This is a genomic window from Pseudomonas sp. 3MAES_34.3B, assembly GCF_058145875.1.
Window position 1 is genome coordinate 1,643,182 of sequence record NZ_CM176960.1, and the last position, 15,190, is coordinate 1,658,371.

At 62.6% G+C, this 15,190-nt stretch carries 12 protein-coding genes; 4 read left to right on the plus strand and 8 right to left on the minus strand.

Annotated features, from left to right (window positions below; translation table 11 throughout):
* Window positions 1-12: 12 nt before the first annotated feature.
* The 5 genes from AC3Z8Y_RS07340 to AC3Z8Y_RS07360 form a co-directional block, all read right to left on the minus strand.
* Entirely contained in the window at window positions 13-711 is a 699-nt protein-coding gene (locus tag AC3Z8Y_RS07340; RefSeq protein WP_490089088.1) for an SLATT domain-containing protein, read from the minus strand.
* 155 nt (window positions 712-866) lie between these two features.
* Entirely contained in the window at window positions 867-1,955 is a 1,089-nt protein-coding gene (locus AC3Z8Y_RS07345) for a lipocalin-like domain-containing protein (RefSeq protein ID WP_490089089.1), read from the minus strand.
* Window positions 1,945-4,425 (minus strand): FtsX-like permease family protein, encoded by a 2,481-nt coding sequence (locus AC3Z8Y_RS07350; RefSeq protein WP_490089090.1) that lies wholly within the window; start codon window positions 4,423-4,425, stop codon window positions 1,945-1,947. The genes AC3Z8Y_RS07345 and AC3Z8Y_RS07350 overlap by 11 nt, the downstream gene beginning before the upstream one ends.
* A gap of 1 nt (window position 4,426) precedes the next feature.
* The gene (locus tag AC3Z8Y_RS07355; RefSeq protein WP_490089091.1) at window positions 4,427-5,095 is read right to left on the minus strand and encodes an ABC transporter ATP-binding protein; all 669 of its coding nucleotides are present in this window, start codon (window positions 5,093-5,095) and stop codon (window positions 4,427-4,429) included.
* An 82-nt stretch (window positions 5,096-5,177) separates the two neighbouring features.
* On the minus strand, window positions 5,178-6,662 hold the full coding sequence (locus tag AC3Z8Y_RS07360) for a calcium-binding protein (RefSeq protein ID WP_490089092.1): 1,485 nt from the start codon (window positions 6,660-6,662) through the stop codon (window positions 5,178-5,180).
* Window positions 6,663-6,891: 229 nt separating this feature from the next.
* Between AC3Z8Y_RS07360 and AC3Z8Y_RS07365 the strand changes: the two genes are divergently transcribed.
* From AC3Z8Y_RS07365 to AC3Z8Y_RS07375, 3 genes are all read left to right on the plus strand, one after another.
* Window positions 6,892-8,943 (plus strand): hybrid sensor histidine kinase/response regulator, encoded by a 2,052-nt coding sequence (locus AC3Z8Y_RS07365; protein ID WP_490089960.1) that lies wholly within the window; start codon window positions 6,892-6,894, stop codon window positions 8,941-8,943.
* A gap of 67 nt (window positions 8,944-9,010) precedes the next feature.
* Complete coding sequence (locus AC3Z8Y_RS07370) at window positions 9,011-10,534, plus strand: M10 family metallopeptidase C-terminal domain-containing protein (protein WP_490089093.1); 1,524 nt, start codon at window positions 9,011-9,013, stop codon at window positions 10,532-10,534.
* Between the two features lie 113 nt (window positions 10,535-10,647).
* Window positions 10,648-10,833, plus strand: a complete 186-nt coding sequence (locus AC3Z8Y_RS07375) for a hypothetical protein (RefSeq protein WP_181116312.1) — start codon at window positions 10,648-10,650, stop codon at window positions 10,831-10,833.
* 20 nt (window positions 10,834-10,853) lie between these two features.
* Here the strand turns inward: AC3Z8Y_RS07375 and AC3Z8Y_RS07380 are convergent, their stop codons facing one another.
* Window positions 10,854-12,017 (minus strand): MFS transporter, encoded by a 1,164-nt coding sequence (locus tag AC3Z8Y_RS07380; protein ID WP_490089094.1) that lies wholly within the window; start codon window positions 12,015-12,017, stop codon window positions 10,854-10,856.
* Window positions 12,018-12,508: 491 nt separating this feature from the next.
* Between AC3Z8Y_RS07380 and AC3Z8Y_RS07385 the strand changes: the two genes are divergently transcribed.
* Window positions 12,509-13,456, plus strand: coding sequence for an IS110 family transposase (locus tag AC3Z8Y_RS07385; RefSeq protein WP_490086267.1), 948 nt, complete (start codon window positions 12,509-12,511; stop codon window positions 13,454-13,456).
* Between the two features lie 366 nt (window positions 13,457-13,822).
* On the opposite strand, the gene AC3Z8Y_RS07390 is transcribed toward AC3Z8Y_RS07385, so the two are convergent.
* Window positions 13,823-14,584, minus strand: coding sequence for a hypothetical protein (locus AC3Z8Y_RS07390; RefSeq protein WP_490089095.1), 762 nt, complete (start codon window positions 14,582-14,584; stop codon window positions 13,823-13,825).
* Between the two features lie 123 nt (window positions 14,585-14,707).
* Complete coding sequence (locus tag AC3Z8Y_RS07395; protein WP_490089096.1) at window positions 14,708-15,184, minus strand: nuclear transport factor 2 family protein; 477 nt, start codon at window positions 15,182-15,184, stop codon at window positions 14,708-14,710.
* Between the last annotated feature and the right edge of the window lie 6 nt (window positions 15,185-15,190).

Genomic DNA, 15,190 nt, shown 5'->3' on the forward strand with positions numbered 1-15,190 from the left:
CGCCCCCGGCCGTTACCCCTTGCCCGCAGGCAGGAACGACAAGATAGCGCTGCAGTGGTCGCCGAACATGTCCACGATAAACACACCTTCCAGGACGATAAAGGCCACGGGAATCACATAAGGGATTAACAATATCAACACGGTGACAAACCAGTAGATCAGCCGACGGTCCCTGGGATATGCGTAGTAGTCCGGCATGGAGAGCAGCGCGAGGCGATAGTCCACGTTCGTATGGTTTTCGGCGTCTTCGGCAATGCGGGTATAGATATCCGAGTAATCGCGATGAGCGTAGAACAGCTCGTTGGCGTTTGGAACCGTTGTAAAGGCTAAGTAGCCGGAAATTTCCCCTGCCAGGCGCTTTAGTTCTCGGCCGCATTTGTTCAGCAGGTACGTACGTAGCTCGTATTGCGCCACACTCGTAACCGCCGAAAACACCAGCACCGCGGTTGCCAGAAATACTTCCATTGCGTTCAGTATGTGCTCGCTGAACGCCGCGTGGGCCCCAGACAGTTTATGCAGCGGGATAATGATCAAACCAAGGGACAGTAAAACTGTGGCGTAAAAGGAGAACCTCGACATCACATTGATGCGGCTGGCAGCGCGATATCGGCACCTGGAAGTCAGCAGTGCGCGGATGCGCAACTCATCGAGGGGGGTGTCTTCCGGAGCATGCCATGGCCTGCCCAACCAGGTATTGAAGCAATTACTCATGATCTGAACCCTCTGCCGTTAGCGGTTGCGTAAACCAGATCAGTCGATCTAGCCGCCGCTGCCCTTGCCTCGCGGGAGGGATCGGAGCCGGCACAGGTGTGCTGAAAACATCGGTTGATAGTTCATTAAAGCAGAGCGCGAGGCGCGGGGTACCCTCAATACCCGGTCATCTCCAGGTACCCCACGCCCTTGTGGCTGCCGCTGAGCGTGATCGGCCCTTCCCAGTAGGGGATACGCAAATTCATCCAGGCCTTGGGGTTCAGTGCGGCGGCGGTGATGTCTACGCCCTTGCCGGGGATTTTCACTGCCCAACGGGTAGGCATGTCATGGCCTTCGACCCGGGTGGTTTCGCCGGGCACCAGCACAATGTCTTTACTGGCCAGAGGTTCGGTACTGCCATCGGCGTTGATCCAGGTGCCCGTCAGGTAAGGCGCGCCTTCCTTTTGCCGCATGCGGTAGAGCATCACCTGCGCGCCGTTATCCAGATGCACGGAGAACCAGTCCCAGCCGGTCTGGTTGGCCGTGAGCGGCTGGCTACTCCACTCGCGGTCCAGCCAGGCCGAGCCCGACACCTGGTAGGTTTTGTCGTCGATGGTGACGCTGCCCTCGGCCTGAAAGAAGGGCTGGCTGTAGTAATACGACGCTTGCCCTTCCTCGGATTTCTGGCTGAAACCCTGATTGCCTTGCAGCACCAGCGGGCGGCTTGAGGTGAGGTGCAGGCGGTAATTGAAACGAGGGCCTGCCGCCGTCAGCTGCATGCTGGTCAACGGGTCAGGCATGCCCGGTTGGCTGTTCAACGCCCAGTCATCAATCCATGCAGCAAAGGGCTGTAACGCCACCCCTGCCTGGCCCACGCCGCCACGGGCGTACCGCTCGGCGGCGTAGTGCCGGTTGGCGGCAGTCACGGCCGCATGGCCCATCCACAGGTTGCGATTGCTCCAGCCTGTGCTGGCGCCGGCCACGCCCGCCGCGCGGGGGAGGGCGTTGCGGAACAGCGTCCATTGCACGCCCAGTTCCTCGCCTTCGGTGCTGGTGAGGTTGGCCGTGATGTACCACCATTCGATACGAAAGCCATCATGCGGGCCGTGGTCCTGAGGGAACTCGAAGCGTTTGCCTGGGGTAACCTGGGTGTAGCTCGCAGCATCATCGGCCAGGCCCGCGAAGCCTTTTTCGGCCTCGGGCTTGTTGTCGCAGCCGGCGAGTGCCAGCAATGCCCAGGCGCACAGTGCCCATTCAATCTTCATTGGCAAAGGTCCTGAGGAGGTCGGCGGGCTGGGTGCGGAACAGCCGGTACAGCGGCCATGCCGAGGCAAGCAATGTGGCCAGCAATGCCAGCGCCAGCAGCTGCAATACCTGCAGCGGGAAGATCCGCAGCGGCAGGCGCCAGCCGAAGGCCTGAACATTGATCACCGCATCCAGGCACCAGGCCAGTAGCCAGCCCAACGGCACGGCAAGTACCAGCGTGAGCACCGCGAGCAGCCAGGTTTGCGCCAGGTTCAACAGCATCAGCTGGCGCCGTGTAACCCCCAGCGCCCACAGCGGTGCAAGCTGCCCGAGCCGGCTCTGGCTCTGGGTGAGCAGGCTGATGAACAACGCCACGCCGGCTACCCCCAGGGTGAGGCTGTTGAGCGCGGCGGTTGCGGCGAAGGTGCGCTCGAACACCTGCGTGGACCAGGCTTTCAGCTGGCCCTGTTCGATCACATGGCTGTCGTCCAGCGCAAAGTGCGCATGCAGCTGCTCAAGCAGTGGGGCCACTTTCTGCGGGGCGATCCGCAGGTTGAAGCGGTTGGGCATAAGGTCGGGCCAGTGAGCGAGCAAATGGGCCGCATTTACCAGAATGTGCCCCTTGGGGTTGCCGTAGTCTGCGTAAATGCCGACCACCCGCAGCGCCCAGTCGCCTTCAGGGGCGGGCAATGTCACGGTGTCACCGATACCCACCTTGAGCCGCCTCGCCAACTGCTCGCTGAGCATCACTGCCTCGGCGTTCGCCAGTTGCGCCCAGGCATCGCCGCTGGCTGCCTCCAGCAGCGGCCAGTGTTCGCGGTAGTTGGGGTGGTCGATAATGCCGTACAGCTCTGCCGGCCAGCCCTGCAATTGGAGGGACACTTGCCAGTTGGGGAGCACGGCGTCGATGGACGCCTGTTGGTTCAGCCAGCGCTGCATCGGCAACGCTTGAGCCGCATCGGCGGGGTTGATGTACAGCTCGGCGGTGAGGCGTTGTTCCAGCCAGTCGCTGAAGGTTTGCCGAAAGCCGGAGGTCATGCTGCCGGCGCCGATGTTCGCGGCCATGGCCAGCAGCAGCGCCATCAACGCCAGGCTGAGCGCTGGCAATTGCTGTCGGCAGTCGGCCAGAAACCATTGCCCCAGCACCGAACGGCTTCGCCCCAGCAAACCCTTGAGTAGCCCGTTGAGCAATACCGGCAACCCGAGCGCGGCGCCCAGCAACAGGCCCGCCATCAGCACAAACCCCAGGGCCAGGCTGTTACCCCACAACGCAGCCGCCAGTGCCGTTACCATCCCCAGCCCGGCAAGCCAGCCCTGGCGGCGCAGCCAGCGTGCATGTTCTTCATGCCAGGCCTGCGCATTGCCCAATGCCAGCAGGGGCAGGCGGGCGGCGCGCAGCAAGCTGTTGCCCCCGGCCAGAAACGCCCCCAGCAAACTGACCCCCAGGCCGCTCAGCCACCACAACGGGCTGAGGGTGAGCTGCCCCGCGACCTCCGCACCGTACAAACCCCTCAGGCTGGCGGCCACATCGGGCAACAACAGGCTGGCCAACCAGTAGCCGCTGACCACGCCGGCGATGCCACCGAGCAGCGACAAACCACCCAGCTCGAGCGCCAGGCAAAGGATCAACGCCCGCGCGCTCACGCCGCAGGCCCGCAAGTTGCGCAGCAAACCGCGACGCTGCTCCAGGGCCAGGCCGATCGCGGCGTGCACAATGAACAGCCCTACCACGAAGGAGAGGAAACCCAGCGCGTCGAGGTTCAGATGGAAGCTCTCGGTAAGCCGGCTCAGGTCGTTTTCTTCGCCACTCTGCTTGAGCACCAGTTGCCCTGCGGCGTTATCCGGCAAGGGCGGGAGGTGCAGGGCAAAATCCCTGGGCGCCAGCAGGTAGGACACTTGATCCGGCAGGTTCAGTACGTGCTGGGCGAACCCGATGTCCATCAACAGCAGCCCGGGTGCCATATCCGCTTTCGTCCGCAGCGGCGGCAAGGGTTGGCCGGCTTCATTCAAGGGCTGGTCACCTTCACGCAGGCCCAGCGCGTGCAGTGTTTGCGGTGCGATCCAGGTCACCCCCGGCGGGGTGAAGAACTCGACGATCTCCCCAGTATCCAGCGCTTGCCCTGCCAGCGCCGTGCCACTGGGCATCGACACCGGTTCGATCCCCATCAGTTGCAGGCGCTGATCAGGCGTTTCTTTGAGAACGATGCGCCCGCGCAGTACCGGCGACACAGGCCAGCCTGCGCGCCGCAGTGTCACGAACAAGGCTTGCGGCACAGTCACTCCCTTGGCCGGGACCAGGCGGGCTTGTGGCGCACCGCCGATCAACTGGCTGGCCTTGGCGTAGCTGTCCCGGGCCTGACTGTTGAGCGCCTGCACACCGGTCAGCAGGCTCGTGGCCAGCCACAGGCCAGTAAGCACGCTGAAAAATTGCACCGGATGGCGGCGCCAGTGGCTGATCAATGCGCGCAGCGCCCAATAGCACACGCGCATCTCAGCGCCCGTCCCCGGTGGCAAGCCGCCCGTGATGCAGCACCGCCTGCCGCGACAAGCGCCCCGCCACCCGTGGGCTGTGCGTAACCATCAACAGGCTGGTCGGGCTGTCGGCGAGCAGGTCCAGCAGCAGTTGCAGCACGTCGTCACTGGTGGCTTCGTCGAGGTTGCCGGTGGGCTCATCCGCCAGCAGCAGGGCAGGGCGCGAAGCCAACGCCCGACCGATGGCAACGCGTTGTTGTTGCCCGCCGGAAAGCTGCTCCGGGTAACGCTTGAGCAGTGGGCCTAGCCCCAGCCGCTCTACCAGCTGGGCTTGCCACGGGGTATCCAACCGGCCCGCCAGCCGCGCCTGAAACGCCAGGTTGTCCTCCACCCGCAGGCTGCCGATCAGGTTGAACTGCTGGAACACCAGGCCGATTTGCGTACGCCGCCAGTTGGCCAGCTGGGCCTCGCCCATACGGTCCAGCCGCTGGCCGGCGACTTCGATACTGCCGCTGTCCACCTGGTCCAGGCCCGCCACCAGGTGCAGCAGGGTGCTTTTGCCGCTGCCGGATTCGCCCATCAACGCCAGGCTCTCGCCTTGGCTCATCTGTAAATCTGCGCCGCGCAATACGGGCAGCGGGCCCTGGGCGGTAGGGTAGCTTTTGAACACAGCCTGAACATGGAGCATTGGAAGGCGCTCGAGGAATGAAAAAGCTGAGGATAGAGCCTGGCTGCGCTTTCATCGGGAGATGCAGCCCACCTGGTTAACATCAAACCGGCGCAGGCCCATGAGGGTCCACGCCAAGGATGGAAATCGGCTGTTCATCCACATACAAGCCGTCCAGCGCGATCGACACGGTGGTGTGTTCTCCTGCCAAGGTGATCTGGAAATACCGGCCCTGATCATCCGCCTCCCGTGAATGCAGCAGGGTCTTGTCGGTGGCCTTGTCGTAGTCCAGCGCGAGCGTGCGGCCGGTTCCATCGCCCAGGTCGTCGAAGCCCAGGTCCAGGGCGTAGAGGATGTCGCCCTTTTCGTAGTCGGTAATGGTGTCCGAGTAGTCGGCCGTTGCGGTACGGTAGCTTTCCGCGATGCTGTAGAACACGAAGTCGTCGCGCCCTTCGCCGCCGGTCAGGGTATCCGCGCCCTTGCCGCCGGCCATGGAATCGTCGCCAGTGCCGCCAGTGATCCTGTCGTTGCCGGCAAAGCCCAGGATCTCGTCCCGCGCATCACCACCCACGATGGTTTCGGCTTTGTCGGTGCCCACGATTTCCTGATCGTCCCGCGTCAGGGTATTAACCACTTTGTCGCCTGTAGTATTGGCGAAGATCACCGTATCCCGGTTCAGGTCGCCGGCAAGGTTGCCGTTGAAAAACACCTCGAAGTGACTGCCCGCGCTGTCGGTTTCCATTGACTTGAGCGCGGTCTTGTCGCCGGCAGCGTTTACCGACAATTTCAGTGTGCCGTTGAGGCCATTTCCGAAGCCTGTGAAACCCAGAAGAGACAAATCCAGCGTGTCACCGTCCGCTGCGGAAAAGTCTGTGATCAGGTCCCGGCCACCGGTTCCGCCAGGCACGTCGGCTCGCACACTGTCGCCGACACTCCGGAACACAAAGGCATCGGCCCCAATGCCACCTGTGAGGGTATCCCCACCGGCACCTCCGTCGAGGCGCTCATCGGCGCTGCCGCCAACCAGTGTGTCCCTTCCCTCGTAGCCAGCCAGCGTAGCGTCCTGATCGCTCCCGGTAAGTTGGTCGGCATGGGAAGTACCCGCGAGCAGGGTGACAAAGTTGGCATCGCTGAAGGTGTAGTCGTGGCCACCAAACCCCAACTCGAAACGCTGGCCGAGTGCGTTGGCATCGAAACTTTTGAGGTAGGTGGTATTCGTGGTTTCGTTGTACATCACCTTCAGCGTATGGCCGTGGCCGTCGCCGATGCCGGTATAGCCGAGCGCGGTCAGGTCTAGCTTGTCGTGGGTGGTATCGAAGTTGTAAACGGAATCCCAATGAGCGGTTGTGGCGTCCCGGTAACTGTCGGTTACGCTGTTGAACCGCAAGATGTTCACAGCACTGATCGCGTTCAGTCCGTCGCGGCCGCTTCCTCCGATCAGTACCGATACGCTATCGGAGCTGAATCCGCCGTTGAGCTCATCATCCCCCGCACCGCCGTACATCACGTTGCGCACCCCGAACACGTCTACAATAGCGTCGTCCTTGGGGGTGCCGTACCAGTACACGGTGTCTTTGTAGGTAGCCATGGAGCCTCGCTTGATAAAGAGTGGTGGGGTTACAGCCCGGATTGTGAAAGCGCTGCCGGTTAATCCTTGAGGTGCCTTGTAGCATCGAGAAAACACTGGAAAAATCAGCCGCGAACCTGCGGTAGCTACACCAGACACTAGTCCGACGTTCAGCCATGCCGCGCGGTTCGAAAATCCTGGTATCCCTCAATCTCTTCCAGACAAAGCGGCTTGCTTCATTAAGGTCACCATAAACATGGGTATTACTCCGCCACGCCTGTTGGAAGACCAAGCCAGTGAAGGTTCGGCAGCCGACGCATTCGAGCGGTTGCGCCTCGCGCTGGATGCCGCCGCGATTGTCGGTACCTGGATCTGGGATGTTCCTAATGATCGAGTGACTGCGGATGAGCGGTTCTCCAAGACCTTTGGCATCGCGGTGGAGGATTGCCGTCGCGGCCTGCCGCTCAGTGAAATGTTCGTTTCAATTCACCCCGAGGATCTCCCAAGGGTAAAAGCCGCTGTCCAGGAAGCACTGATCAAGCGGGCACCTTACCGGTGCGAGTATCGAATCCGTGGAACAGACCAGACCTACCGCTGGATAGAAGCGCTCGGGCGGGTTGATACCGATGCCCAGGGCGCGCCCACGCTTTTCCCTGGAATACTGCTCGATATCGAAGCCCGCCGCGCGGCTGAAGCGGAACGTGACCGCGCCACGGCCTTACTGCGGATGTTTACCGAGGCGGTTCCAGGCGTGGTGTATGCCAAGGACCGCGAAGGCCGCATGTTGGTGGCCAATCGGGGTACAACCGCATTGATCGGCCGGCCCCCGGAGGAATACCTGGGCAAGACCGACGCCGAATTTCTCGCTGATACCGAGCAGTCCCGGATCATTACCGAGACCGACCAGCGGATCATGTCCACGGGTGTGGCGGAGGTTATCGAAGAACAGGTCAGCCAGCCTGACGGTACGGTGAGCGTATGGTTATCCACCAAGGAGCCCCTGCGCAGCGACACGGGCGAGGTGATAGGGCTTATTGGCTCGTCGGTGGATGTTACCGACCGCAAAAACGCCGAAACGGCTATCCACGAGCTCAATGCCACTCTGGAACAGCGCGTGAAGGAGGCGATCAAGGAACGCGAAGAGGCCCAGGAGGCCTTGCGGCAGTCCCAGAAGATGGAAGCGGTGGGCCAGCTGACGGGGGGCATCGCGCACGACTTCAACAACTTGTTGGGCGGTATTTCCGGTTGCCTCGAGATGATGCAGGCCAAGCTTGCCCAAGGCGAGTTCAAGGAGCTGGATCGTTACGTGAGCGTTGCCCTCGGGGCAGCACAACGAGGGGCCGCCCTCACGCATCGCTTGCTGGCTTTCTCAAGACGGCAAGCCCTGGCCCCCAAGCCGACAAACGTGCATGCCCTGATTACCGGGCTTCAGCCCTTGGTAGAACGCACTGTAGGGCCCTCGATCCAACTGCAGGTTGCGAGCAGCCAGCCCCTTTGGCTGGCCCTGATCGACCCCGGCCAGCTTGAGAATGCGCTGCTGAACCTGTGCATCAACGCGCGGGACGCCATGCCCAATGGCGGGCGCATTTCCATTGGGTGTGATAACGATGTGGTGGACGCCGCCGCTGCCCGGCAACTGGATCTGCCGGAAGGTCAGTACCTTCGAATCAGCGTGAGTGACACCGGTATCGGTATGCCTGCTTCGCTCATCGACAAGGCGTTCGAGCCCTTTTTCACCACCAAGCCAATGGGCAAGGGCACCGGCCTGGGGCTTTCGATGGTGTATGGCTTCGCCCGCCAGTCCGGGGGCCAGGCGCGTATCACGTCCACGCCAGGCCGCGGGACCACCGTAGCGTTGTATCTGCCGCGCTTCGAGGGTGAGTTGGAACCAGCGCAACCGCTCAAAAGCGGCGAGCCATTCCTCCCCGCCAGTCAGGCCCTCACCGTGCTGATCGTCGAAGACGATGCGGCGCTTCGCATGCTCCTGGCCGAGGTGGTTCATGGCCTTGGCTATGCCGCTATCGAGGCCACGGACAGCGTAGCGGGGATGCGCATTCTTGAATCTGATGTGCCGATCGACCTGCTCATCTCCGATATCGGCCTTCCGGGCGGGCGCAATGGCCTGGAGATGGTCGCTCACTCGCGGGAAAAGCGCCCTGAACTCAAGGTGCTGTTCATTACCGGCTATGCCGACGACGTCACCGGGCATATCGGCCGGCTGGAGAAGAACATGCGGCTGATGGTCAAGCCCTTCGGCCTGGATGCCTTGCGCGACCGCTTGAAGGAACTGTTCAAAGCCTGAGGGGTAACCTGGCGTAGCGCTCGGCCATGGCTAAGATCAAGGTTCTACCTCACCGCAGGGCTGAACCATGGCAACCACTTACAGCGCCCCCGGCAGCATGATCGTTGACATTGCCGGGCACACCGATAACGCACAGGGCGTGGCTGTACTGGCTGACGGCAGCCTGCTGATCGCCGGCTTCAGCCAGTACAGCGACGACCTGGACGACGGCCGGGATTTCTCCCTCGTGAAGCTGCTGGCCGATGGCGCTGTGGACACCACTTACGGCCATGCCGGTCGGCTGGTTATCCACAAGCAGATCCCGCTGGAAAAGGACTACAGCCTGGACGTGCAAGCGGACGGCGGCGTTGTTACAGCGCACGAAGGCCACGACGCTACTCCGATCGTTCAACGTTGGGGGGCGGACGGCAAGGCCGATGCGGTGTTCGACGCCAACGCCCAGGCCAGCTTGCCCGTGGGGTTCGGTGAAACACCTTTGGTGGAAGCTCAGGAGGGCGGAGGCCTGTTGGTAGGGGCGGTGGAGGGCGACACCCTGGCCGTGGCCCAGTTGAACGCCGACGGTACCCGGGACACGAGCTTCGGCACGAACGGCCTGCTCACGCTTCAGGCTAACGGTACCTTTCTGTTTCTGGAAAACATCGTCACCCTGGCCGATGGCAGTGTGCTGGTCCAGGGCGCCTTGCACGGGCAGAACAGCCTGACCCACTACACCGCCAGCGGGGAACTGGACACGGCATTCGGCGATAACGGGGCTGTGGCGCTGACCGACCTCGCCAGCTACCGCGCTGACGTGGCCGTGCAGGCTAACGGCAAGATTGTGATCGCCAGCACCAGCGCGTTCGACGACTTTGCCGTGCTGCGCCTGAACGCCGACGGCAGCACGGACGCCAGCTTTGGAAACGACGGCCTGGCGAGCATCGACCTTCCTGGCGATTATGCACAGGCCAGCGGCATCGCCGTGTTGGATAACGGCCAGCTGTTGCTCACCGGGGATGCCTACGCCAATGGCGGCAGCGATTTCGCCACGGTTCGGCTGAATGCCGATGGCAGTCTGGATACCACTTTCGGCAGTGCCGACGGCAGCACCAGGCTTGTGGGCTCATCTGGAATCGATGTGTTGCAAGGCTTGGGCAGCGACGAGATTCTGCGCGGGTTGGCCGGGGATGATGTGCTGCAGGGCAACCTGGGCCGAGACCTGCTGTCCGGTGGGGCAGGGGCCGATGTGTTCCGCTACGCCAGCGTGGCCGACAGTTTCCGCACCACAACCGGCAACAGCAGCGACCGCATCCTCGATTTCGATGCCAGCCAGGACCGGATTGATCTCAGCGCTCTGGGGTTCACCGGCTTCGGCGATGGGTATGACGGCACTGTCGCGATCCGTACCAACGCGGATGACAGCCGCACTTACCTGAAAAGCTTCGAGGCCGACGCCGAAGGCCACCGCTTCGAACTCACGCTCAACGGGGATGTGTCAGGCGCGCTAACCGCAAGCAATGTGCTGTTCGCGCCGTCGGCGGCTGCGCCCATGGCGGAGGTTGAAGTGTCGTTGCTCGGCGCGGTGGCGCCGGACACTCATACGTCAATCAGCTGATCCACCGCTTGTATATCAGCCCCGCCTGTCGGCCATCCGGCACTTGGGCCCGCGAGCGCCGCTCCGATTGATAAGCGCAGATGCACTGCGTGTAACTCAAAAGGAGCGTCGTTATGGCGATCGAGCACAACACACCCGATACGGGTGAGGGCCACGATTCTGGCCTTGAGCAAGCCGATTCCGAGCCCAAGCAAGGAACGGGCGAACGCCTGGAGGATTGGAACCCGCCGCCCGGCAACCCGGGCTCGGATCAGGATGCCCAGACCGACCGGGATAACGGTGGCGCCAAAAGCGAATAACCGCCCGTACCTCCGGCAGCCTATTGCGCGGCTTGGAGTTGCCGCCGCGCCTGCCGTTGATAACCCCATGCACCGGCAACAAACACCAGCGCCAGGCCGCTGAGCGCGAGAGGCACCCCCTGTGGCCCGGCGCTCATCAAGGCGCCGCTGCCCAGTGGCCCCAACAGGCTGCCCAGCCCCCAGATCAGGCCGGCACTGGCGTTGGCGGTCACCAGCTCCGGCCCTTGAAAGCGCTCGCCAATCAGCGTGATGGCCAGGGTGTAGATCCCTCCGGCCACAGCGCCCAGTAGCAACAGCGCCGGCCATAGCCAGTTGCCGCTGCCCATCAGCCACGGCAGGCCCGCGCCGAGGCCAAGCACCAGCAGGCCGCACCCCAGGTACAGCCCGCCGCGTTCACAACGGTCAGACAGCCAGCCCAGCGGCAACTGAAAGGCCGCGTCTCCGGCAAGGATCACGCTGCTCATCAACGCCGCCACCGCCAGGCTATGCCCGAGCCCCGCTGCGTACACCGGAAACATCGACAGCACTACGCTATCGAAGAAGCTGAAAAACAGCACACCCATGCACAGCGCGGGCGCTACGCGCACGAACCCCAGCACCGAGAAGCCCCCCGCCTTCTGCTCGTGTACCGCTGCGCTGGCGGGCATGATGAATGCAACCAGGCCCAGGGCCACGGCCAGGCTTGCCAGTACCAGCGCATTCACCCAAGGGCCGTCCGCACCCAGCCACGCCACGGTCGCCGGGCCCAGCATCTGGAACGCGGTGAAACTGGTCGCGTACAGCGCCACCACCCGGCCACGCACGTTATCGGCGCTGATTTCGTTCACCCAGGCTTCGCCGAGAATGATCACCACGCCCATCCCGATGCCCATGCCCAGCCGCGCCGCCGCCAGCCACCATGGCCAGTTCGCCAATGGGTCGATGGCCGCCACGCTGGCCGCGCACAAGCCCAGTGCGAGGAGGTAGATACCACGCCGGCTCAGCCGCCGGCACAAGCCATCGACCATGAACGCCGAGATCATCATCCCCACCGCCGGCATTGCCGCCAGCAAGCCGATGGCAAGCGACGGCGCCTGCGCCTGATACATGCGCAACGCCACCACCGGCAAGGTTGCGCCCATCCCCAGCCCCACCACGGACACGGCGAGGATCAAAACACCCAATACAGTTTTATTGCGGTTCATGCGGTTCCCACACGGCAAGCGAACGAATACCGGCGCAGGGTGCGCCAGCCGAAGATCGACGCTAAAGGGCGGGCGGGGAGAAGGTGAACGCGAACAGCACGCTACGGCGCCGGCTGAGGCCGGCATCGTTGTGCCAAACACGGAAGGCGAGAAGCTCGATAGAAGGCATGGCGCGCTAAGGGGCCAGGGCCCATTGGACAAAGGGCGAGCAGTGTAGCCTTTGGGGGGGGGCGGGGCAATTATTCGCGAGCTCCGCCTACGGCTGCGCCGGATGGCCGGCCCCCCGTCTTGTATGGTAGTACTTGAAGGGAGGAGGAGGGACAACGCCCGATTCTGACTGTTAGCCGCAGTACAGACCGTGGGAGATATCGCCCCTCCTCCTTTCACCCAAGCGCCGATAGAGAATGCTTTGGCTCGACCAACGATAGGAACAAGCTTGCGCCTCTGGGTGGCCCTTCAAGTGCTTCAGACCATATCCCGGAGATAAGCTCATGGCAATGCGCGCTTGCGTCTTACAACCGATCGTGGGCGTCGATGTCGCCAAGGCCGAACTGGTGATCTATCACGCTGCCGAAGAACAGCTCGTCACCATCCCCAATACCAAGGCCGCCATCAAGAAATGGCTCAAGGCGTTGCCAGCCAATGTGGCAGTCGCCATTGAAGCCACCAACATTTACCACCTTGAATTCTGCGACCTGGCACACGAATCGGGCTGCACTATTTACATGGTCGGCGGGTATGAACTCAGCCATTACCGTAAAGGGGTGGGTGTCCGTGCCAAAACCGACCCGCTGGACGCTCGGCTGTTGGCGCGCTACCTCAAGAACGAGGGCGATGACCTGCATCCCTGGGTGCCACCTACGCCGCTTTACCGCAGGCTGCTCAGCCTGTTTCGCCGGCGCGCCGCGTTGGTTGCCGCGCGAGTCGCCCTGGTACAGAGCTGGTCGAACGAGCCCCTGCTGAAAGCCGCGTTCGCAAGCCATGTGAAAGCGATGTTGAAGCTCGAAGCGCTGGTTGAGAAAACCATCAAGGACCTCCTCACGGAGGTCGGCTTGCTTGGTCAAATAAAACGCTGCATGAAAGTGGAAGGCATCGGGTTTCTGACTGCCGCCCGCCTGATGGCCAGCTTTCAGCGAGGCCACTTCAGAAGTTCTGATGCGTTCATCGCGTTTCTGGGAATCGACCTGCGTGTTTCGAGCTCCGGCCAGAAGGATGGCCGCCGCTCGTTAAGCAAGCGCGGCGACTCGGAAGTCCGCCGGTTGCTGCATAACGCGGCCATGGCAGCGAGCCGCACTGGCGCCTGGAAGGCCTGGTACGAAGCACGCAAGGCTCGAGGCTTCAGCACAACCGCAGCATTGGTGATGTTGGCGCGCAAGCTTGCCCGGGTAGTGTTCGCTTTGCTCAAGGACCAGAGTGAGTACCAGGCCAAAGCGGTGTAAAGGGTGAGGTAAGCCGCAAAGGGAATGAGCTCGGCGGTGCGCCAATTCACAGGCTTCGCCGGACGGCCGGCCCCCAGCTCCCACAGGGGCCGCGCTTGCCTTGCTGATAGGCCTGCCTTTGCCTTGGCGGGCGCAAGTGTGACCATGCGCGCGATATCGAAGTCGCCAGCGCGGGTGGAGCCTTGCGCCTGGATGGCAGGGACTTGCCGTTTGAAGCCCGGTTCATTCGAAGACAAGAGCTGCAAAAAACCTAGGCATCAACCATAGAATCTCCCACAAGGGCGGTGCGGTGAGTTCCCCCTGTGGGAAGCAACTGTCTGAGCTGTTTTTCTCAAGCGCCTTCTGCCAAGGTGTAATGGCACGCCGTCACTGGCTTTTGAAGGCTGGCGCGGCCTTGCGCCATGGTGCGTACGGCGTCCACACCGTGCCGGTGGCCAGGCCGTTATCGCCAACTAGAAACCCCGGCATGTTTGCCAGGTTTATTCCCAGGCAAGCTTTTTGAAGGTTGGCCACAAGTTGAGGGTTCTGCTTGAAAGCCTCTTTCCGAGTTTCAGTGGCCGTGATCTTTGCAGTGCACGCGAGCACTCGCCCTTCGCGGTCAGCTACATAGCGAAAGCCCGCTTCACCGACGCTTCCGAACGCCACCCGGGAGATGCCGTTGTCCCAGAAATACTGATTCTGGGTAAACATCGGGAACACCACGGCTTCAAGGTAGGCGCGTTGTGTGGGATTACGGTCCGGGTCCATCTGTACGTTCACCGGGGCGCGAAGCCTGGACTTCCCGTCTGCGCTGAAGGCCTCGGGGGGCAAAAGGGGCAGTACCGCGGACCAACAGGCTTGCTCGGCTACTGTAACCAGCCCGGGCGCGCCTTTTATCGATTTGCCCTTACAGCTCAGTAAACGGTTATCGCGGTCAATGACGAGGTCCAGGGCAACGGTGCCGTTGAGCCAGCCCTTGTTGGCCGCCAGCGTAAGTGGGCCCAAGGCTCCGCTGACTCCCTTCTGGATATCCGATACCTGCGCGGCACTCAGGGGGCCTGTGGGCGCGGTGGAGCAGCCTGATAGTACGGCAATGAAAGCACCCAGCACGCCAGCGGTGCCGAGGTGGAGCGAACGAACGGTGCGCATTGAAACCTCCTTGGAAAATGCCGCGCAATTTTAGGGACGCGCGGCATTCACACTCAAGGCGCTTTTACCTGTCGACCGGAAATCTTTCATCGAGCCTAGCCCGAGACCGAATGCCCGAGCGCATCACAGCCCCAGCTCAGACAACCCCGGATGGTCATCCGGCCGGCGCCCGAGGGGCCAGCGGAATTTGCGCTCCGCCTCGGTGATGGGCAGGTCATTGATGCAGGCGAAGCGGTGGGCCATCAGGCCGTTGTCGGCGAATTCCCAGTTCTCGTTGCCATAGGAGCGGAACCAGTTGCCGGAGTCGTCATGCCATTCGTAGGCATAGCGCACGGCGATGCGGTTGTCGGTGAAGGCCCACAGTTCCTTGATCAGCCGGTACTCCAGCTCCTTGTTCCATTTGCGTCGCAGAAAGGCCTCGGCTTCGGCACGGCTGGTGGCGAATTCCGCGCGGTTGCGCCAACGGGTATCGGGGGTATACGCCAGCGCGACTTTGCCGGCGTCGCGGCTGTTCCAGCCATCCTCGGCCAGGCGCACCTTGAGGATGGCGGTGTCGCGGGTGAACGGCGGCAGCGGTGGGCGGGTTTCGGTGTCGGCCATCGGGGG